The sequence below is a fragment of the Corynebacterium sanguinis genome (genome assembly GCF_007641235.1).
Lineage (GTDB): Bacteria > Actinomycetota > Actinomycetes > Mycobacteriales > Mycobacteriaceae > Corynebacterium > Corynebacterium sanguinis.
The window spans coordinates 1167457-1186331 of record NZ_CP038157.1 but is presented as its reverse complement, the minus strand read 5'-3'; the positions used below and the strand labels follow the sequence as shown (position 1 = coordinate 1186331).

16 protein-coding genes and 1 tRNA gene are annotated in these 18875 nt (G+C 66.1%); 7 read left to right on the top strand and 10 right to left on the bottom strand.

Features of this window, described 5'->3' with window-relative positions; genetic code table 11:
* Positions 1-16: 16 nt before the first annotated feature.
* The gene (locus E3227_RS05760) at positions 17-2689 is read left to right on the top strand and encodes an ExeM/NucH family extracellular endonuclease (protein WP_144317859.1); all 2673 of its coding nucleotides are present in this window, start codon (positions 17-19) and stop codon (positions 2687-2689) included.
* Between the two features lie 27 nt (positions 2690-2716).
* Here the strand turns inward: E3227_RS05760 and E3227_RS05755 are convergent, their stop codons facing one another.
* From E3227_RS05755 to E3227_RS05745, 3 genes are read right to left on the bottom strand one after another with little or no spacing between them, the layout of a single operon-like run.
* Positions 2717-3397 (bottom strand): DUF2334 domain-containing protein, encoded by a 681-nt coding sequence (locus E3227_RS05755; RefSeq protein ID WP_136648897.1) that lies wholly within the window; start codon positions 3395-3397, stop codon positions 2717-2719.
* 27 nt (positions 3398-3424) lie between these two features.
* Positions 3425-5539: a S9 family peptidase gene (locus E3227_RS05750; protein ID WP_144317858.1), complete on the bottom strand. Its 2115-nt coding sequence runs from the start codon at positions 5537-5539 to the stop codon at positions 3425-3427.
* Between the two features lie 26 nt (positions 5540-5565).
* Entirely contained in the window at positions 5566-6471 is a 906-nt protein-coding gene (locus E3227_RS05745; protein WP_144317857.1) for a phosphoribosylaminoimidazolesuccinocarboxamide synthase, read from the bottom strand.
* Between the two features lie 101 nt (positions 6472-6572).
* Here E3227_RS05745 and E3227_RS05740 point away from each other — a divergent pair, with 101 nt between their 5' ends.
* Complete coding sequence (locus tag E3227_RS05740) at positions 6573-7274, top strand: hypothetical protein (protein WP_144317856.1); 702 nt, start codon at positions 6573-6575, stop codon at positions 7272-7274.
* Between the two features lie 9 nt (positions 7275-7283).
* On the opposite strand, the gene purB is transcribed toward E3227_RS05740, so the two are convergent.
* Complete coding sequence (gene purB, locus E3227_RS05735; protein ID WP_220184577.1) at positions 7284-8699, bottom strand: adenylosuccinate lyase; 1416 nt, start codon at positions 8697-8699, stop codon at positions 7284-7286.
* A 145-nt stretch (positions 8700-8844) separates the two neighbouring features.
* On the opposite strand from purB, the gene E3227_RS05730 reads away from it, so the two are divergent.
* On the top strand, positions 8845-10302 hold the full coding sequence (locus E3227_RS05730; RefSeq protein ID WP_144317854.1) for an HNH endonuclease signature motif containing protein: 1458 nt from the start codon (positions 8845-8847) through the stop codon (positions 10300-10302).
* A gap of 8 nt (positions 10303-10310) precedes the next feature.
* Here the strand turns inward: E3227_RS05730 and purD are convergent, their stop codons facing one another.
* Positions 10311-11558, bottom strand: coding sequence for a phosphoribosylamine--glycine ligase (gene purD / locus E3227_RS05725; RefSeq protein WP_136648903.1), 1248 nt, complete (start codon positions 11556-11558; stop codon positions 10311-10313).
* A 31-nt stretch (positions 11559-11589) separates the two neighbouring features.
* Here purD and E3227_RS05720 point away from each other — a divergent pair, with 31 nt between their 5' ends.
* Positions 11590-12012, top strand: coding sequence for an HIT family protein (locus tag E3227_RS05720; protein ID WP_136648904.1), 423 nt, complete (start codon positions 11590-11592; stop codon positions 12010-12012).
* Between the two features lie 317 nt (positions 12013-12329).
* On the opposite strand, the gene E3227_RS05715 is transcribed toward E3227_RS05720, so the two are convergent.
* The 4 genes from E3227_RS05715 to E3227_RS05700 form a co-directional block, all read right to left on the bottom strand.
* Positions 12330-12689 carry a hypothetical protein gene (locus tag E3227_RS05715; protein WP_144317853.1) on the bottom strand — a complete coding sequence of 120 codons (360 nt, stop codon included), beginning with the start codon at positions 12687-12689 and terminating at the stop codon, positions 12330-12332.
* A gap of 56 nt (positions 12690-12745) precedes the next feature.
* On the bottom strand, positions 12746-13072 hold the full coding sequence (locus E3227_RS05710) for a TipAS antibiotic-recognition domain-containing protein (protein WP_246062838.1): 327 nt from the start codon (positions 13070-13072) through the stop codon (positions 12746-12748).
* 78 nt (positions 13073-13150) lie between these two features.
* Positions 13151-14533: a sensor histidine kinase gene (locus tag E3227_RS05705; RefSeq protein ID WP_144317851.1), complete on the bottom strand. Its 1383-nt coding sequence runs from the start codon at positions 14531-14533 to the stop codon at positions 13151-13153.
* 4 nt (positions 14534-14537) lie between these two features.
* Positions 14538-15245 carry a response regulator transcription factor gene (locus E3227_RS05700; protein ID WP_136648908.1) on the bottom strand — a complete coding sequence of 236 codons (708 nt, stop codon included), beginning with the start codon at positions 15243-15245 and terminating at the stop codon, positions 14538-14540.
* Between the two features lie 114 nt (positions 15246-15359).
* Between E3227_RS05700 and E3227_RS05695 the strand changes: the two genes are divergently transcribed.
* Complete coding sequence (locus E3227_RS05695) at positions 15360-16712, top strand: MFS transporter (RefSeq protein ID WP_144317850.1); 1353 nt, start codon at positions 15360-15362, stop codon at positions 16710-16712.
* Positions 16713-16716: 4 nt separating this feature from the next.
* Here the strand turns inward: E3227_RS05695 and E3227_RS05690 are convergent.
* Positions 16717-16792: transfer RNA gene (locus tag E3227_RS05690), tRNA-Thr, on the bottom strand.
* An 81-nt stretch (positions 16793-16873) separates the two neighbouring features.
* Between E3227_RS05690 and thrE the strand changes: the two genes are divergently transcribed.
* Both thrE and E3227_RS11545 read left to right on the top strand, forming a co-directional pair.
* The gene (gene thrE, locus E3227_RS05685; RefSeq protein ID WP_309485273.1) at positions 16874-18388 is read left to right on the top strand and encodes a threonine/serine exporter ThrE; all 1515 of its coding nucleotides are present in this window, start codon (positions 16874-16876) and stop codon (positions 18386-18388) included.
* A gap of 62 nt (positions 18389-18450) precedes the next feature.
* Positions 18451-18867: a histone gene (locus E3227_RS11545; protein WP_170228637.1), complete on the top strand. Its 417-nt coding sequence runs from the start codon at positions 18451-18453 to the stop codon at positions 18865-18867.
* Positions 18868-18875: the final 8 nt, after the last annotated feature.

The following is an 18875-nucleotide window of genomic DNA, read 5'->3' as shown; positions in this document are numbered from 1 at the left end:
AAGCCAAGGACAACCGATGTCATTGAATCGCGCTCTGAGCACTGTTATCTCCATCGCCATCGCCGCCGGCACCGTCTCTGTCATCGCCCCGGGCGCGAGTGCCGCGCCCGACGGCTCCGGAATCGTCATTAACGAGGTCTACGGCGGGGGTGGCAACAATGGCTCGGTCTACTCCAACGACTTCGTCGAGCTGTTTAACCCGACGGCCTCGCCTATCGACGTCACGGGCTGGACCATTGAGCAGCGCTCCGCCGCCAACAACGTTGGTCAACGCGCCACGCTTTCCGGCTCCGTCCCTGCCCGCGGCTATCTCCTTGTCCAGGGCGCGAAGGGCAACGCCCAGACCGGTGCCCTGCCAACCCCGGACAACACCTCCGGGATGACCTTCTCCGGCACCGACGCTGTCGCAGCGCTTCTCGACGCCTCCGGGACCACCGTCGACCTCGTGGGCTGGGGCAAAGCCACTGCTTACGAGGGTAGCCCCGCAAAGGCAACCTCGAACGCCACCTCCGTTCAACGCAAGAGCGAGGGCGTGGACACGGACAACAACGCCGCCGACTTTGTCGTGGCCGCTCCGACGCCGAAGAACTCCGCGTCGGCGGGCCCTGTAGATCCGGTTGACCCCGTGGATCCCGTCGACCCGGTTGATCCGGTAGATCCGGTTGACCCCGTCGAGCCCGGCGCGGTGACCCCGATCGCTGACATCCAGGGCACCGGCGACGTCTCCCCGCTCAGCGGGCAGAACGTGGTTACCGAAGGCGTCGTCACGGCGGTGTACAACGAGGGCGGCAAGAACGGCTTCTACCTGCAGACCGCAGCTTCCGGCACCGAGGAGAAGAAGCCGGGCGATGCTTCCGACGGCATCTTCGTCTACATGGGTTCACGCACCGACTACCCCGCGATCGGCGCCTCGGTGCGCGTCGCGGGCGGCGTCAGCGAGTTCTACACCGTGACCCAGATCACTGCATCGGCCATCACCGCGCTGGAGGCGCCGCTGGCCGCTCCGGCCGCGATCGAAATCCCCACCCTGCCGGCCGGCAACGAGGCCCGCGAGCCCTACGAGGGCATGCTCGTGCGCCCAGTGGGCGACTACACCGTGACCAACAACTACTCGCTGAACTCCTTCGGCGAGGTGGGCCTCGCCCCCGGCGCGTCCGCGCACCGCACCCCCACCGACGTGGTGCTGCCCGGAGCGGAGGCCAACGCGCTCCAGGCGAAGCAGGACGCCGAGGTTGTCTACCTTGACGACGGCCGCACGCGCAACTACCTCAACAACGACTCCTCCACCCCGCTGCCCTACCTGGTGACGTCGGACCAGGGGATCAAGTCGCTGCGCGCCGGCGACCAGGTCGATTTCCAGACCGACGTCGTCGTCGATTTCTCGCACAACTTCTGGCGCTTCCAGCCGCTGGAGCCGATCACCGGCAAGAACGCGGCCGACGAGTTGCCGATTGCGTGGCAGGACTCGCGCGCGGCGACCCTTGAGGTTCCGGCTTCCGTGCGCGGTGAGTACTCCATCGCGTCGTTTAACGTGCTCAACTACTTCACCACCCTGGGCGAGGACGTCGCTGGCTGCAGCGCCTACACCGACATCTACGGCAACGGCGTGTCCGCGCGCGATTGCAAGGTGCGCGGCGCGTACTCGCAAGCAGCGTTCGAGGACCAGCAAGCGAAGATCGTCGACGCCATCAACCGCCTGGACGTCAGCGTCCTCGGCCTGGAGGAAATCGAAAACACCTACGCCGTCACCGGCGATGTCGCACGCCGCGATGAGGCTCTGCGCACGCTTGTCGACGCCCTCAACGCCGCCGGCGGCAACTGGGCCTACGCCGAGTCCCCGGCCGAGCTGGGCACCGACGAGGACGTGATCCGCGTGGCGTTCATTTACAACAAGGCCGAGGTGGAGCCGGTTGGCGAATCGCGCATCTTCGACGACCCCGCGTTCACCGGCACCGCGCGCCAGCCTCTGGCCCAGGAGTTCAAGCCGGTTGGCGCGGACGACTCCAAGAGCTTCGTGGCGATTGTCAACCACTTCAAATCCAAGGGGTCCGTCGCGAACGGCGATGCGGACACCGGCGACGGCCAGGGTAACAACGCTCAGGTGCGCGTCGCGCAGTCCACGGCCCTGATCGGGGTGCTCAAGGAACAGGACGACTGGGCCAACAAGCCGACCTTCATCGTGGGCGACCTGAACTCCTACTCCAGGGAGGACGCCGTGCGCTACCTCGAGCAGGAGGGCTTTAGCAACATCGCTTCTCGACGCGAGTTCGATAACGCCTCCTACCAGTTCGCTGGCCAGCTCGGCTCACTCGACCACGTGATGGGCAACGAGGCCGCAATGAAGCTGGTCAAGGACGCGGCGGTGTGGAACATCAACGCCGACGAATCCGTCGCCTTCGAGTACTCCCGCCGCAACTACAACGCGCAGGACTTCTTCGGGGCCGACAATCCCTTCCGCTCCTCCGACCACGACCCGGTCAAGGTCGGGTTCGGCTTCGACGCCTCGGCGCCGACTGACCCGGTCGACCCGGTCGACCCGGTTGAGCCGCCCGTCGCGGCCGGCAGCAGCATCGGCGGCATCTTGGGTGCCCTGCTGGTGGGCACCGGGCTGGTTGCGCTGATCTCGGCGCTGGTAAACATGCTGTTCCCGGACGCGGTGCAGTCCATTCTCTCCCGCTTCGGGCTGTAGGGGCGAGCGGGGCTCGAAAGGGGCCCGCTAGGCCAGGAAGGCGCGGTAGTCGGCAGGCTCCGCGCCTTCTTCGATGGCCGCGGTAGCGGCGTTGAGGAAGTCGCGGCGCACCTTTTTGTTGTCAAGCTCGCGGCCGGAGACAGACAGGCGGATGATGTTGCCCTTCGCCGCGCCACGCTCGGCGGCTCGGATGATGTTGCGTCGCCACCACTTGGCCGCGCCGAAGCCCTCGCCGACGGACAGGTTGCGGCATTGGTAAAACATGCCCGTGTCCGTCTGGTGCAGGCCGCTTGTCGACGCCACCAGCAAGAACCCGAGGTCCGGCAGCACCTCGAGGGTGCCCTCGGACAGCCGCCAGCGCGGGGGCGCGAAAATGTTGAAGGAGAACCCGAGCGATTCCATCTGCCGCGTCGCCCCGGTCAGGCGCAGGCGCGCCTCGTGCGCGCCGAGCGTGGCGAACTCCGCCCGGCGCCCCTGCGCGGGCTGGTCGAAGCCGTTGAGGATCAGTGCCCTGTCCGCCTCGCGCTGCTCGAGCAGCCACTTGCGCGTCTTCTTGTCCTTGGCCAGGTGCCACTTCTTGTCGATGTGCGGCGCGACCAGCAGGGAGACGGGGATCTCGGCGGCGTCGAGGTCGTCGGTGAGGCGAACAACGTCGTCTAGAGTGTCGTCGAAAATCGACGACACGGAGACGAGAACGTGGCCGGGCATAGCCGCAATTATCGCACAGTCGACCCGTTAGCGCGCATCAGCTCCGGACTTGTCCAGCACCCACGCGTACTCGAACGCGGTCTGCTTCCACTGCGCGTAGCGCCCCGAAACCCCACCGTGCCCGGCGGACATTTCCGTCTTGAGCAAGAACTCCCCACCGGTGGCCGTGTCGCGCAGCTTGGCGATCCACTTCGCCGGCTCCACATACAGCACGCGGGTGTCATTAAGGCTGGTCACGGCCAGGATGTCGGGGTAGTCTATCGCCTCGACGTTTTCATACGGCGCGTAGGAGGCGATGTAGTCGTAGGCCCCCGGGTCGTGGTACGGGTCGCCCCACTCCTCCCACTCCGTCACGGTCAGCGGCAGCTCCGGCATGAGGATGGAGGTGAGCGGGTCGACGAACGGCACGATGGCGAGGATGCCCGCGAACTTATCGGGTGCCATGTTCGCCACCGCGCCCATGAGCAGCCCGCCGGCGGAGCCGCCCTCGGCGACGAGCTGCCCGTAGGTGGTCACGCCGCTCTGAACAAGCGCGTCAGCGCAAGCGAGGAAGTCGGTAAACGTGTTGCGCTTGGACATCATTTTACCGTTGTCGTACCACAGCCGGCCCATCTCGCCGCCGCCGCGCACGTGCGCGCACGCCCACACCATCCCGCGATCCAGCAGGCTCAGCCGCGCAACGGAGAACGCCGGGTCGATCGAGTGCTCGTACGAGCCATAGCCGTACAACAGCGTGGGCAGCGGCTTATCGACGCCCACATCAACGCGCCTCACCACCGACACCGGCACCTGCGTGCCGTCCTCGGCCGTCGCCCAGATCCGCTCCGCCACGTACTCGGCGGGGTCGTAACCACCCTCGACTTCTTGCTGCTTGAGCAGGGTGAACTCCCCGTCGGCGACAGTGTAGTCCAGCACCTGCGCGGGCTGGGTGAACGACGTGTAGCTGAGCCGCACGACCGGGGCGTCCCATTCGGGGTTGCCGCCGAGGCTCACGGTATAGAGCTCCTCATTGAACTCGAGCTCGGTGAACTCCCCGATGCCGCCAGCGGTGAGATCGGCCACGGCGAGGCGGCCGATGCCTCCGGCGCGGTAGCTGAGGAAGAGGAAGTCACGGTAGGAGTCGGTGCCCTCGATGCGGCGGGAGTCGTCGTGCGGTGCGACGTCGTCAAGCTCGCTCAGGTCGGCGAGTTGATCGATCGGGCAGGTGCCCACCGCGAAGTTGGGGCCCGTCGCATTGTGGGTGACCACCCACTTCTCCTGGCCGCCGGGCGCGATGAAGTCCACGTCGTACTCCACGCCGTCTTGGCGCGGCCACAGCATGCGGAACTCGCCGGTGGGGTTGTCGAAGTCGAGGACGTGGAACTCGCTGGTGCTCTTCGAGCTCGAGACGATGTAGAGGAAGCGCTCGGCGCGGTCCGCACCGACGCCGACGTTGAAGCGCTCGTCGGGCTCCTCGTAGACCAGCACGTCGGCGGACTCGGGGGTGCCGAGCGTGTGGCGCCACACCTGGTGGGGGCGCCAGGCGTCGTCGACACGCACGTAGAAGATGTGCTCCTCGCCCGCCCACACTGCGCCGTAGAAGATGTCGGTTAGGGTGTCGTCGTAAAGCGAGCCCGTCTCCAAGTCTTTGACGCGCAGCTCGAAGCGCTCGTCGCCCGAGGTGTCAAAGGAGTAGGCCAACAGGCGGCCCGAGGGGGACACGCGGGAGGCACCGAGGGAGAAGAACTCGTGGTCAGCTGCGAGCTCGTTGATGTCGAGCAACACCTGCTCGCCGGGCAGCGGGGAGCCGTCCTCAGGCACGCGAGGCGGCGTCCACGGCTGCTCGCGCTCGGCGGCGACGCGGCAGGAAATGCCGTAGTCCTTGCCCTCGACCGTGCGGCCGTAGTACCACCAGCCGCCCTGGCGCGACGGGACGGACATGTCGGTCTCTTTGACCCTGCCCTTAATCTCGCCGTAAATGGCATCCGTCAGCGGCTGCAGGTGGCCGGTCAGGGACTCGGTGTACGCGTTCTCGGCCTCAAGGTAGCTCAGCGTTTCCGGGCTGGCCTTATCGCGCATCCACTCGTAGTTGTCCACCACATCGCGCCCGTGGAACGAGCGGGTGATCGGGTGTTTTGGGGCGTGCGGGGCTGATTTACTCATACCCGCCTAGTGTAGCGACCGAATTCTTAGGCGTTGGCGCCCGGCCAGTGGCTGAACTTCTCCCCGCTCAGGCGCTCGTAGGCCTCAATGTAGCGGTCGCGGGTCGCCTCAACGACAGAACCCGGCAGCTCGGGCGGCTCCAACCCGCTCGACGGGTCCCAGCCCGACTTCGGCCCGGTGAGCCAGTTGCGCACGTACTGCTTGTCAAAGCTGGGCTGCACGCGGCCCTCCTCGTAGGAGTCCGCGGGCCAGTAGCGCGAGGAGTCGGGGGTGAGCACCTCGTCGGCAAGCACGAGCTCACCCTTGGCGTCGAGGCCGAACTCGAGCTTCGTGTCGGCGAGGATGATGCCGCGGGTCTGCGCGTAGGTGGCGGCGGTGGTGTAGACCGCCAGGGTGGCGTCACGAAGCTTTTCGGCGAGCTCCGCACCCAGCTTGTTGGACACGTACGAAAACGAAACGTTCTCGTCGTGATCGCCCTGCTCCGCCTTCGTCGCGGGGGTAAAGATCGGTTCGGGCAGCTTCGACGCCTCCACCAGGCCCTGCGGCAGCGGTACGGCGCACACTCGCCCCGTAGCGTCGTACTCCTTCTTGCCGGAGCCAGTGAGGTAGCCACGCGCCACGCACTCAAACGGGATCATCTCCAGCTTCCTCACCACGTGCGCCCGGCCTAGGACCTCCTCCGGGATGCGCTCGTCCTCCACCGGGCCAGCCAGGTGGTTGGGCATGCCCAGCTCGCGGCCCAGCAGGTCGAAGAAGAACGTGCTCGTCGCCGTGAGGATTCGGCCCTTGTCCGGAATTTCCGGCTCGAGGGAGTAGTCGAATGCCGAAATGCGGTCGGTGGCCATCATCAGCAAAGTGTCGCTGTCCACCTGGTAAATCTCGCGGACCTTGCCACCAGAAAGGTGAGCGTAATCGGATAACTCAGGGCGCATGGTGTGCAAGTGTAGTCCCGCAGCGCGCGAGGGCGAATCGCGCGAGGGCGCGCAGGTGGGCGCGCGCGGAAAACTGCAGGCGATAGCCTAATCTAGAGGCCATGAAACGACGCACCGCAGCACTCGGCTTAGCGTTAGTGGCCCAGGCGGCAGCGCTGAGCGCCTGCGCCCCAAGCGAGGCGGATAGCAGTGCCGCAGCCGGTCACAGTGCGGAAACGCTCACCGAGCTGCCGGGCATGCCGGACGACTTCACCCCCACCGAGGGCGGCGAAGCGCTTGAATTTGGAGAGACCGCCCACGTTGTCACCACCGGCTTCGACACAGGCCAGCCCGTGTACTTTGACGTCACCGTGGAAAAACCGAAAAAGCTCACGTCCGCCGAAGTTGAGGAGAACATCGGCCAGGACCCCGGCGAGATCGGGTTGCCCGAGCCTGAGGAGGGCGAAGACCCCCCGCAGCCGGAGCGCTACGACAGCTTCACCTGCTTCATCGTCACCTTCACGCCCGTCGCGGTCGGCGAGGGCAACTACTCCGTCTCTCTGCCGTGGTTCAAGATCCTTGACCCGGGCGGGCTCAACGCCAACTTCGTCGAGCGCGGCGACAACGCCTACTGTGGCGTCAACCCTGACGACGAGGTCCCCGCGTTCACGGGGGACATGGAGGAAGGGCGCGAATACAAGCGCGCCATTGTTACGTGGACCGGCGCCACGGACCCCGGGATCGTGGGCACGGCCGTCGAGCTCAACACCGTGCAGAGCCCGAAGAACAGCGCTCAGCCCTGGCAGTCGATTACTTGGAAGTAGCGCCGCGTTCTACAGGATCTCGCCCGGGGTGTAGGAGGCGGCGCTGGGGTGGGCGTCGATAAGCAGCTGAATGCGGGCGAGGACGCCGTCGACCTGGGACTCTGCGGCGCCGATGAAGGCGTGGCGGTCCGCGAGCGCGGCGTCAAGCCCGGCGCGATCGAGCGGGAGGCGCTCGTCACGCGCGAGGCGCTCGATGAGGTTCTGCTCAGCGCCGGTTTCGCGCATGTCCAGCGCCATCGCCACCGCGTGCTCCTTGATCACCTCGTGCGCGGTTTCGCGGCCAACGCCGGCGCGCACCGCCGCCATGAGGATGCGGGTCGTGGCCAGAAACGGCAGGTAGCGGTCCAGTTCGCGGTTGATCATCGCGGGGAACGCCCCGAACTCGTCGAGGACGGTGAGGAAGGTTTCGAGCTGGCCGTCGATGGCAAAGAACGCGTCCGGCAGCGCGACGCGGCGCACGACCGAGCAGAACACGTCGCCCTCGTTCCACTGCTGGCCGGCGAGGTCCGCGACCATGGTGAGGTAGCCGCGCAGTATTACCTGGAAGCCGCCGACGCGCTCGCAGGAGCGCGCGTTCATCTTGTGCGGCATCGCCGAAGAGCCGACCTGGCCCTCCTTGAAGCCCTCGGTGACCGTCTCGTTGCCGGCCATCAGCCTGATCGTCGTGGCCAGGCTCGACGGGCCCGCACCGAGCTGGACCAGCGCGGAGACAACATCGAAGTCAAGCGAGCGGGGGTACACCTGTCCGACGGAGTCGAAAATGCGCTCAAACCCCAGGTGGGAGGCGATTTCGGTCTCCAGTTCGCGGAGCTTGGCTTCGTCGCCGCCCATCAGGTCGAGCATGTCCTGGGCCGTCCCCATCGGGCCCTTGATGCCGCGCAGCGGGTAGCTGGCCAAGACTTGTTCGATGCGCTCGGTGGCGATGAGGATCTCGTCCGCGGCCGAGGCGAAACGCTTGCCCAGGGTGGTCGCCTGCGCCGCGACGTTGTGGGAGCGACCCGCCATGACCAGCGATTTGTACTGCTCAGCGCGGTTGCCGATTGCCTTGAGCAGCGCGACAGCCTTGTTGCGCACGAGCTCGAGCGAGCGGTAGATCTGCAGCTGCTCCACGTTTTCCGTCAGGTCGCGGCTGGTCATCCCCTTGTGGATGTGCTCGTGTCCGGCGAGCTCGTTGAACTCTTCGATCCTGGCCTTCACATCGTGGCGGGTGACCCTTTCGCGCGCGGCGATGCTGTCCAGGTCAACGTCGTCGATGACCCTTTCATAGGCGGAAATTGCCTCGTCCGGGATGTCGACGCCGAGGCCCTGCTGGGCCCTCATCACGGCGATCCAGAGCTGGCGCTCCAGCACGATCTTGTGCTCGGCGCTCCACAGCGACGCCATGTCGGGCGATGCGTAGCGGTTGGACAGGACGTTGGGGTTCATCGGCTTTTCAGACACGGCTTCGATTATTCCACGACGCGTGGTCAAGGACGGCCTGAGCAGGTGTTTCGAATGCGTGTTCCCCCGATTGGGGGTAGGTGTCCGAGGCGTTTTTAGACTAAGGGCAGTTACGAAAGGAGGGGTCATCATGAGAACACTCACATCGCTTGTCGACGCCATCGCCGACGCCATGAACGAGCTCAGCTCGCTTTTCGACGACCCCTCCACGCTCACCTTCGACTCAACCCGCGCCGATATGGAGCGCCTCGAGAAATCATTGAATCAGAAAGGCCTCGTCGACGCTTCATTCGCCTACCTGTGCGAGCGTGACGGGGCTGGGCGCAGCGTGGGGGCGACATACGCCAACGACTACCTTGAAAAGGCCCTCGACCTCTCGCGCGCCGAAGCTTCCCGCAGGCTCCAGCGCGGGCGGGATCTGTTCGCGCCCCCTGCAGATGATGCGGAGTCGGAGCCGGCCTTCGACTTTGGCGCTCCCCCGCGTCGGGGCGAAACCGCCGATCCCGGCAATCAGCAGAAGAAGGCGCGTGATGACGCGCGCGGCATCGGGCCCGACAAGCAGGCAGCCATTGACAACGAACTGCGCGCCCTGTCGAAGGAGGCCTCGAAGGAGCGTCCCTCCATCCTCGCCCAGGCCCTTGCGGAAGCCGCTGGGCGCAGCGTCAGTGACCTCCGCAAGTTCGTGTGCAGGCTCGTGGATCGCGCCAACCTGGCCCACAAACCAGCTGCGGACCCCAACGCGGGCTTTTCCTCGCGCGGCGTCAGGGCATCGCGCAAGAAATCCGACGGGACCTTCGACGTCACAGCGACAATGACGGCCGGCGACTGGGCGCTGCTCAAGGCGCTCCTCGACTCGGACTCGGCCCCGGGGTCCAACATCAGCGCGGACTCCAAGGAGGATTACCGCACACCGACCCAGCGCCGCTTCGACCAGCTCTGGCGAATCCTCACCCAATTCGAGAACGACCGGCAGGTGAAAAACCGCGGCGCGGCCTCCGTCGTGCTCGCCATCACGCTCGACGACCTCGCCGACGCCGACTGGCACACAACGTTTATGACCAACACTGGTGTCGAGGTCGACTGCTTCGACCTAGTGCGTCTCGGCATGGGTGACACGAAGGACTTCATCCTCCACATCGACAGGGTCACCGGGGAGCCCATCGCGTTGGGCTCCACTCGTCTGGCCAGCGTCGAGCAGCGCATCGCGATGCTCGCGATTCAGGGAGTGTGCGCCTGGACCGGCTGCGACGTGCCCATGTCGGAAACCGAGATGCACCACATACTGGCCTACATCCAAGGCGGGAAAACCGATTTGGCAAACTTAACCGGATTATGTCGGCGGCACCACTCGTGGAACAACGACTACCGAGACGGTCGAGGCGGCAAATCCCACGTGGCAAAGTGCTCGGATACAGGACGGATCGCGGTCGTCGCACCCGACGGTACGGTATCCTTCAACGACACCGTTTCGTACCACCAATCGCCAGGTGCGAAACTACGGCAACGGGACCACAAGATTGAATCCCGCCAAGCCCCCGACCCGCCAATGTTCCACCCGCCGCAGCGGCGTAGGCGCACGCCTGCCTAGAAGTAACGCTAGAGGGAGATTGCTCCCTCAATCGCCGCGCGCGCAATGTCCTTTCGGTAGAACGCGCCCTGCAGCTCAACGCCCTCGAGCTGCGCGTACGCCGTCTCGACAGCCCCCGCAAGGGTGCCACCCACGCCCAAAGCGTTGAGAACCCGCCCGCCGTTGGAGACGTACACCCCGTCGCGCGAGGCGGTGCCCGCGTGCAGCACCTTTGTCGGATCATCGAGGTTATCCCCGCTCAGCGCGTCGCCCGCGCGCGGCGACTCGGGGTACCCCTCGGCGGCGAGCACGATCGTCGCAGCGTAACCCTTGGTCCAGCTCAGCGGGCCGAGCTGCGCCAGTGTTCCGGTAGCAACGGCGTTGAGGGCGTCGGCAAGCGGCGTTTCGAGCAGCGCGAGCACGGCCTGCGTTTCCGGGTCACCGAAGCGGGCGTTGAACTCCACCACCGCGGGCCCCTCCGGGCCCCACGCGAGGCCTGCGTAGAGCAAGCCCTGGTAAGGAATGCCGCGCGCCACCATCTCGCGCGCCACCGGCTCAACCACCTCGGCGACGATGCGCGACACCCCATCAGCTGGCAGCCAGGGAAGCGGCGTGTAGGCGCCCATCCCGCCGGTGTTCGGTCCCAAGTCACCGTCGTATGCGCGCTTGTGGTCCTGCGCAGGCAGCAGCGGCACGACCGTCTCCCCGTCGACCAGGCAGAACAGCGACACCTCCGGGCCTTCGAGGAAGGACTCCAAAAGCACAGGGTTGCCGGCCTCGATCACGGCGCGGGCGTGCGCGGCGGCGGCCTCGCGGTCGTCGGTGACCACCACGCCCTTGCCCCCGGCGAGCCCGTCGTCCTTGACCACGTAGTGCGGGCCGTAGCCGTCGAGCGCCGCGTCGATCTCATCGAGGGCGGTAACCTGCGTCGCGGACGCGGTAAACACCCCGGCCGAAGCCATCACGTCTTTCGCGAACGCCTTCGAGCCCTCCAGCTGGGCCGCCGCCTGGGACGGGCCAAACACGTTGAAACCGGCCTCGCGCAGCACGTCGGACACCCCCGCGACGAGCGGGATCTCCGGGCCAATGACCACGAGCTCCGCGTCTACCTCGCGGGCGAGCTGAGTGACGGCTTCCGGCGAGGCCGCGTCGACGGCGTGCACCTGCGCAAGCCGCGCCATCCCGGCGTTGCCCGGCGCGACGAAGAGGTCGTGGCCCTTTAGGCCTTTGAGCAGGGCGTGTTCGCGGCCGCCCGAGCCGATTACGAGGATGCGCATGCACCCCAATCTACAGGTAGCCTTGGGGAGCATGAGCACCGTGTTTACCAAAATCATCAACGGAGACATCCCGGGCCGCTTCGTCTACCGCGACGACACCGTGGCCGCGTTTTTGACCATCGAGCCCATCGCCTACGGGCACACGCTGATCGTGCCGGTGGCCGAGGTAGACAAGTGGACCGACCTCGACCCGGCCACATGGGCGCACATGAATGATCTGGCCCAGAAGATCGGGGGCGCCGTCATCGACGCCTTCGGCTCCTCGCGCGCCGGCTACCTCATCGCTGGTTTCGAGGTGCCCCACGCCCACATCCACGTCTTCCCCGCCGACGACATGAGCGGCTACAGCCTGGCCAACGTCATGCGCGCCGAACAGACGGACCCCGAGAAGATGGACGAGGCCGCCGCCGCGCTGCGCGAGCGCCTCGGCGTGGGTGAGGATGGCCGCGCCTAACTACCAGGCCGGATTGTTCACGTCGACGCGGCATTCACGTCGCTCGCTACAGACTGGAAAGAATACGCTCGTGTGACGCCAGGTCCTCGGTGGTGTGTACGACGGCAGTGGAGTCCGAGACGAGGAACACCATGCCACCGGCGTCCTCGTTGATTGCCTCAAGAGACGAGCTGGCCGGCTGCCCATCAGCCCGGCGGTAGATTCGCCAACCGCCTGTGAGACGGTGAGCACTAAATTCTCCAACCTTGATCATGGGGTTCCCCGGGATATCGTTGTGCCGGGAGTATCGTGCATACAGCCAGTGGGCCCCTGTGGCGCTAAAAGGGCTGTCGAGCAGCTCTGATCGATTGGGTTGACGCTCCACTCAGCATCTTCGTCGGGCCAAAGAAATGTGTGGCTGAAGCCCTGCTGCTGCTCGTTGTACACCAGAATCCAGGTCCGCCACGGGCCTTTCTCGCCGTCCTGGGTGATTTCGCGCCAGGAAGCGTGAGGATCCCGTCGAACTTAAAAATTTGGACGGCTGATTGAGAGTCGTCGAAGCTAGCAACGGTGATAAAGCCCTGCCACGGCCGCTTCTCCTGCAAAACTGGATCCACCAGCAGCGCCTTCTCCACAAAGCGGAGAATCGAAGAGGCATCGCCGAGGTCAAGGTCGTCGGCGGGGTTGTGGTCAGTCATAACATCTTTCCTTTGGAACCCATCAGCAAGTACATCCAGCCTTCGCCCAAACGTAACTACCAAGCCGGATTCTTCACGTCGAGGCCCTCGGCCGCGGCCTGGGCTTCGACGAGTTCCAGAAGGTAGTCCTGCTGCCCGCCGTACACCGCGCCGAAACGCTCGTCGGCAACGTACATGCGCGCGAGAATCAGCTGCCGCGAGGCAGTGACCTCATACCACTCGCTTATCGACGCCCGGTGCCGACGCAGCAACTCGCCCTGGGGCGACGCCCACGGTGGCGTTGGTGGGGGCGTCGAAAAGCGATGCGATCTCGCCCAGCGCCCAAGGTCTGCGTCGGAATAGATGCGGTAGGTGCCGTCGCACGCGGGTTCCCAGTGCCGCAACGCTTTGGGTGTGGCACCGAGCCAGCTGGTTGCTTCGCTGATGGCATGCATGGTGACTGCGGGGGCAGGGTCAAGGGTTTAGACCATCGGCAGCGACAAGGTAAACGTTGAGCCCTCGCCGGGCGCGGTGCGCACCGAGATCGCGCCGCCGTGGGCCTCGATGATCGATTTGGTAATAGCCAGGCCCAGGCCGGACCCGCCGCCGGACGCGCGGTTGCGGGAGGCGTCGGCGCGGTAGAAGCGCTCGAAGATGTGCTCGGCGTCTTCCGGCGACATGCCAACGCCCGTGTCGGCGACGTCAATGAATACCTTGTCCAGGTTCTCGCGCAGCGTGATCGTCACCTCGCTGTCGCTGCCGCCGTGCTTGAAGGCGTTGCTGACCAGGTTGAGCATGACCTGGTGGAGGCGATCCGGGTCGCCTTTGACCATGGGCACGTTCAGCGCTTCGTTGTTGACGTTGAGCACGCGGCCGGGGAAGGCGGCGCGGGCGGTGGAGCGCACTGAGGAGACGACCTCGAACATGTCGACCTCGCGGGCGTCGAGACGCGCGCCCTCGGCGCGGGTTAAGGCAAGCAGGTCCTCGACCAGCAGCTTCATGCGGCCGGACTCCTCGTCGATTTTCGACAGCACCATGTCGGGGTCGTCGACCATGCCGGTGCGGTACAGCTCGGTGTAGCCGCGCACGCTGGTTAGCGGCGTGCGTAGCTCGTGGGAGGCGTCGCCGACGAAGCGGCGCATCTGCTCCTCCTTGGCGCGCGACTCCTCCACGGACTCCTGGAGCTGGCCCACCATGGTGTTGACCGCGTACGACAGTTTGCCCACCTCGGTCTCGCGCGACCAGGCCGGCACGCGCCGTTCCATGTCGCCGTCGGCAATCGCCAGCGCGGTTTGCTCGACCTCGCGCAGCGGGGCGAGGGCGCGGCGGATGAAGAAGTTGCCCGCGAACCCGATGCAGATCACGGTCAAGGTTCCGATTCCTGCAGAGACGATAGCCAAGGAGGCGAGCATGCGGTGCTCGGCCTCGAGCGACTTGGCGACGAATTCAATGGAACCGTCGTCGTTGGCTATCGCCATCGCGCGCCACTCGATATCACCGCCGGATCCCGGCAGGGAGTCAACCGTCTGGGCGTGAAAGCCCTCAAGCTCGCTGAAATCTGGTTGGCTCGCCGCGTACGAACCGTAATAGTAGTAGCCCGGCAGCTGCGGGTAGCGCACGGCCTGGCGGAACTCGCTCGGCGCGCCCATCGACGGCCACGGGGTGGCCTGGCCTACCCACGTGTCCAAGCCTTCGCGCAGCTGATCATCCGCCCGCTGGTAGAGCAGGCCACGCATCAAGGCGTACACCGCGACTGAGCTCAAGGCCATGCCGAGGATGGTGATGAGCAGCACGATCGCCAACAGACGCTTCTGCAGCGGGATTTGGCTGGTCGGCGTCTGCGTGGAGAGGTGGGGGCGGATCATAAACCTACTGGCGCGGGGTGCGCAGCACGTAGCCGACGCCGCGGACGGTGTGGATCAGCGGCACGTCGCCGGTGTCCACCTTGCGGCGCAGGTAGGAGATGTAGGACTCGACGACGTTGCCGTCGCCGCCGAAGTCGTAATGCCACACGTTGTCGAGGATCTTCGCCTTGGACAGCACCACCTCGGCGTTGAGCATGAGGTAGCGCAGCAGGTTGAACTCGGTCGGCGACAAGTCGATGATCTCGCCGCTCTTGGTCACCTCGTGGGTGTCGTCGTTAAGCGTCAGGTCGGCGTAGCGCAGGGTCGAGTCGGAGTCGGCGTCGTCGGTGACGTGCCCGCGGCGCAGGATCACGCGCAGGCGGGTGATGACCTCCTCCAAGCTGAACGGCTTGGTCACGTAGTCGTCGGCGCCGATGGTCAGGCCGTGGATCCGGTCCTCCACCGCGTCTTTTGCGGTGAGGAAGAGCACAGGGCCGTCGAGCCCGTCGGCACGCAGCTTAGACAGCAGCTCGAAGCCGTCCATCCCGGGCATCATCACGTCCAGGATGTAGGCGTCGGGGCGGAACTCGCGGGCGACCTTAAGCGCCTCGGCACCGGAGTTGACGCTTTCGACCTCGAATCCCTGGAAGCGCAGGGAGACGGTGAGTAGTTCGACAATGTTCGGCTCGTCGTCGACGACCAGGACCTTAACGCCCTCGTTCATGTCAGGCATGAGTATTTTCCTCCAACGGTAGTGTCTGAGGACCAGTAAACCCACCTTCCCTGAACGTTTCCTGTACGCCCTCTGAAGGGAGATTCCTTTTTCCCCACCCGTATACTCCGTGCAATGCGTTGGTTGTTGCTCAGCGTCCTCTCCACCGGCCTTCTACTCATCGGGGTAGACAACTCCATCCTCTACACGGCGCTGCCCACCATCAGCGCCGAGCTCGGGGCCGACGAGGCCCAGGGGCTGTGGATCATCAACGCCTACCCGCTCGTGGTGGCGGGGCTGATGCTGGGCACCGGTACCCTCGGCGACAAGGTGGGCCACGCGCGCATGTTCGCCACGGGGCTGGTCATCTTCGGGGTGGCCTCACTTTGCTGCGCCTACGCCCCCACGCCGGAGCTGCTCATCGCCGCGCGCGGCGCGCTCGGCCTCGGCGCGGCCGTGATGATGCCGGCCACGCTCGCGCTGGTGCAGCAAACGTTTACCAACGAGCGCGAGCGCAACACGGCGATCGGCATCTGGGCCTCCGTGGCCACCGTGGGCGCGGCGGCCGGCCCGCTCGTCGGCGGGTTCCTGCTCGAGCACTTCTGGTGGGGCTCCATCTTCCTAGTCAACGTCCCCATCGTCGCGGCCGCCCTGGCGGCGCTTGCTCTCCTGCGCCCCGCGAACCACCCCTACCCCCTGGCGCGTTGGGACGCGGTATCGACGCTGCTGAGCATCCTCACGCTGACCGGGTTCACGCTGGTGATCAAGGGCCACCTGCTCGCAGCGGTGCCGGCGGGGCTCGGGGCGTGGCTGTTTGTGCGTCGACAAGCGAGGCTCGAGCACCCGCTATTGACATTCGACATCTTCCGCAACCGCATCTTCAGCGGCGGCGTCGTCGCAGCGGGCTTCGCGCTGACCGGGCTCGCCGCCGTGGAGCTTTTGACCACCCAACGCTTCCAAATCGTCGCAGGCTACAGCCCGCTCGAGGCGGGCGCGATCATCTCGGCGGTCGTCGTGGCGTCGCTGCCGTCGTCGATTATCGGCGGGATGGTGCTGCACCGCGTCGGGTTCCTGCCGCTGATCAGCGGCGGGCTGTTCGTCGCCGCGCTCGGCACCCTCGTGGCGGCGCTGAGCGTGCACACGCTCGCCGTCTTCCTCACCGCGATGCTGTTCGTCGGCGCGGGCATCGGGGCGGTCGGCGGCGTCGCGTCGACCGCGATCGTCGGCTCAGCGCCGCCGCACCGCGAGGGCATGGCCGCGAGCGTGGAGGAGATCTCGTTCGAGCTCGGCGCGCTCACCGGCGTGGCATTACTGGGCACCCTCATGAGCGCCACTCGCGCGCGTTACGACGCCCCCACCACGCACCCGCTTACCGCCTACGACATGGCGTACTCCACCGTGCTGACGATCGCCGCCGGGATCCTTCTGGCCAGCGCGATCGCGTGCGCCTGGCTGTTTCGCGGCAACCCGAAGAGCCCGGCGCGTTAGCTCATGGAGCTGGAGACGAGACTTGAACTCGCAACCTACGCATTACAAGTGCGTTGCGCTACCGATTGCGCCACTCCAGCAGTGCGGCTGATTCTACACGGCGCCCGGTGGCGGCAAGCCCGCGGGTGCGACATTTTCTACCGCAGGCTACGGTGTCGGATGTGGTAGACGCGTTGAGAAGGCTCCGGGAGAGCCTGGGCAGCAATCGCAGGGGTGTCGCGACGATCGACGACGTGCGCACCTCCCCTCCCCCGTCCGTGCTCGCGCCCGTCGACCTGACGGACCCGGCGCAGGTCGCAGCCGTGATGACCATCGCGGCGCGCATCGGGTCCATCCTGATCGCCAACGGCACGACCAGCTCGGACGCGCGCGCGTCGATCCATACGGTGACCTCGTCGTACGGCCTGCACTACTGCCACATCGACATCACGGTCAACACCATGACCATCCACACCATCATCGGCGTCAACCGCCGCACCCCGGTCAGCGTGTTCCGCGTGGTCAACGACATGTCGGAGAACTACCACAAGCTCCAGGAAGTCGACCGCCTGATCCGCTCGATCCGCTCCGGCGCCACCCCGCCCGAGGTCGCGGAGAAGATCCTCGACGACATCGAACGCCGCCACATCCCCTACCGCAACCTGCGCTTTCTGCTCGGCTGGGCGGTGATGGGCGCCGCCATTGCAACGCTTTTGGGCGGGGACTTCTTTATGGCCGGCCTCGGCGGGCTGACGGCGTTTCTCATCATGGGCATCAACAAGGTGCTCTCGCGCAACGACCTGCCCTACTTCTTCCACTGCGTCCTCGGCGGCACCCTGGCGACGCTGCCGGCCGTTCTGTTCTACAACTTCTCGGCCCAGCTCGGGATCACGATCGTGCCCAGCCAGGTCATCGCCACCGGCATCGTCGTCCTGCTCGCGGGCCTCACGCTCGTGCAATCGCTTCTCGACGGCATCACCGGCGCCCCCGTCACCGCCTCAGCGCGGTTCTTCCAAACGCTTCTGTTCACCGGAGGCATCGTCGCCGGCGTCGCCACGGGAATCTCGCTCGGCGAGATGCTGGGCATCCAACTTCCGCCGCTGGAGACGATGCTGGGCGCGCCCACCTTCAGCTCCGCGCTGGCGCGTGTCCTCGGCGGCACCATTGCCGCCGCAGCGTTCGCGGTGACCTGCTTCGCCGAGAAACCGGCCGTGCTGGTCTCAGCCGCCACCGCGTTCGCCGGCTCAGCCATGTACTACGTCTTTCTCCTCCCACTGGGCACAGGAAGGCTCATGGCCACCGCGGCGTGCGCGATCGTCGTCGGGCTTGCCGGTGGCCTGATCGCCCGCTTTTTCATGATCAACCCGGTGATCACCGCCGTGGCCGGGGTGACGCCCTTCCTCCCCGGTTCCGGGGTGTACCGCGGCATGTACGCGATCATGAACGAGCAGCTTGTTGTCGGCATGACCAACCTGATCGTGGCGGTGGGAACGTGCATGGCGCTGGCCGGCGGCGTCGTCTTCGGCGAGTGGATGGCGCGCCGCATCCGCCGCCCGCGCCTGTTCAACCCCTACAGCGCGTTCAGGCGCGCCGGGCGGCTGACCTTCGAGCAGATCCGCCGCGCGGAGTCCGCGGCCCGGCGCGCGACCCGACCCAAGCGCGGCGGGTCCACGAAGCTCACGCACCCTCCCACGTGACAGCCGCGGTGGCGTAGAATAGTGTTTTTGACGTCGCACCCCGGATGAAGGAGACACCTGCAGTGCCACCCAAGATCACCGATTCTCGCCCCTCCCCCGAAGCCATCCACGCGGTTGAGGAGCAGACGGCGGCGGATGCCCGCCGGATCGTGGCCACCTACGCGGACGACTTCTTCGACGGCGTGACCCTGATGTCCATGCTCGGTGTCGAGCCGCAGGGCTTCGTGTACAAGAAGTACGCCGAGGAGCGCGAAGCCGAGGCCGAGACGGACGAGGCCCCGGCAGCAGCGGCGAAGCAGACCACGAAAAAGGCCGCTAAGAAGACTGCCAAGAAGGCCGCGAAAAAGACCGCGAAGAAAGCCACCAAGAAGGCAACCAAAAAGGCCGCCAAGAAGACAGTGAAGAAGGCCACGAAGAAGGCGACCAAGAAGGCTGCGAAGAAGGCGACGTCCTCCTCCGCCGCCGGCGACGAGGCCTAAGCGCGGGC

Coding starts and splice junctions, on each gene's coding strand:
- E3227_RS05760 (WP_144317859.1), top strand. CDS start 17: ATGTCATTGAATCGCGCTCTGAGCACTGTTATCTCCATCGCCATCGCC.
- E3227_RS05755 (WP_136648897.1), bottom strand. CDS start 3,397: ATGCCCGGCCACGTTCTCGTCTCCGTGTCGTCGATTTTCGACGACACT.
- E3227_RS05750 (WP_144317858.1), bottom strand. CDS start 5,539: ATGAGTAAATCAGCCCCGCACGCCCCAAAACACCCGATCACCCGCTCG.
- E3227_RS05745 (WP_144317857.1), bottom strand. CDS start 6,471: ATGCGCCCTGAGTTATCCGATTACGCTCACCTTTCTGGTGGCAAGGTC.
- E3227_RS05740 (WP_144317856.1), top strand. CDS start 6,573: ATGAAACGACGCACCGCAGCACTCGGCTTAGCGTTAGTGGCCCAGGCG.
- purB (WP_220184577.1), bottom strand. CDS start 8,699: ATGAACCCCAACGTCCTGTCCAACCGCTACGCATCGCCCGACATGGCG.
- E3227_RS05730 (WP_144317854.1), top strand. CDS start 8,845: ATGAGAACACTCACATCGCTTGTCGACGCCATCGCCGACGCCATGAAC.
- purD (WP_136648903.1), bottom strand. CDS start 11,558: ATGCGCATCCTCGTAATCGGCTCGGGCGGCCGCGAACACGCCCTGCTC.
- E3227_RS05720 (WP_136648904.1), top strand. CDS start 11,590: ATGAGCACCGTGTTTACCAAAATCATCAACGGAGACATCCCGGGCCGC.
- E3227_RS05715 (WP_144317853.1), bottom strand. CDS start 12,689: ATGACTGACCACAACCCCGCCGACGACCTTGACCTCGGCGATGCCTCT.
- E3227_RS05705 (WP_144317851.1), bottom strand. CDS start 14,533: ATGATCCGCCCCCACCTCTCCACGCAGACGCCGACCAGCCAAATCCCG.
- E3227_RS05700 (WP_136648908.1), bottom strand. CDS start 15,245: ATGCCTGACATGAACGAGGGCGTTAAGGTCCTGGTCGTCGACGACGAG.
- E3227_RS05695 (WP_144317850.1), top strand. CDS start 15,360: ATGCGTTGGTTGTTGCTCAGCGTCCTCTCCACCGGCCTTCTACTCATC.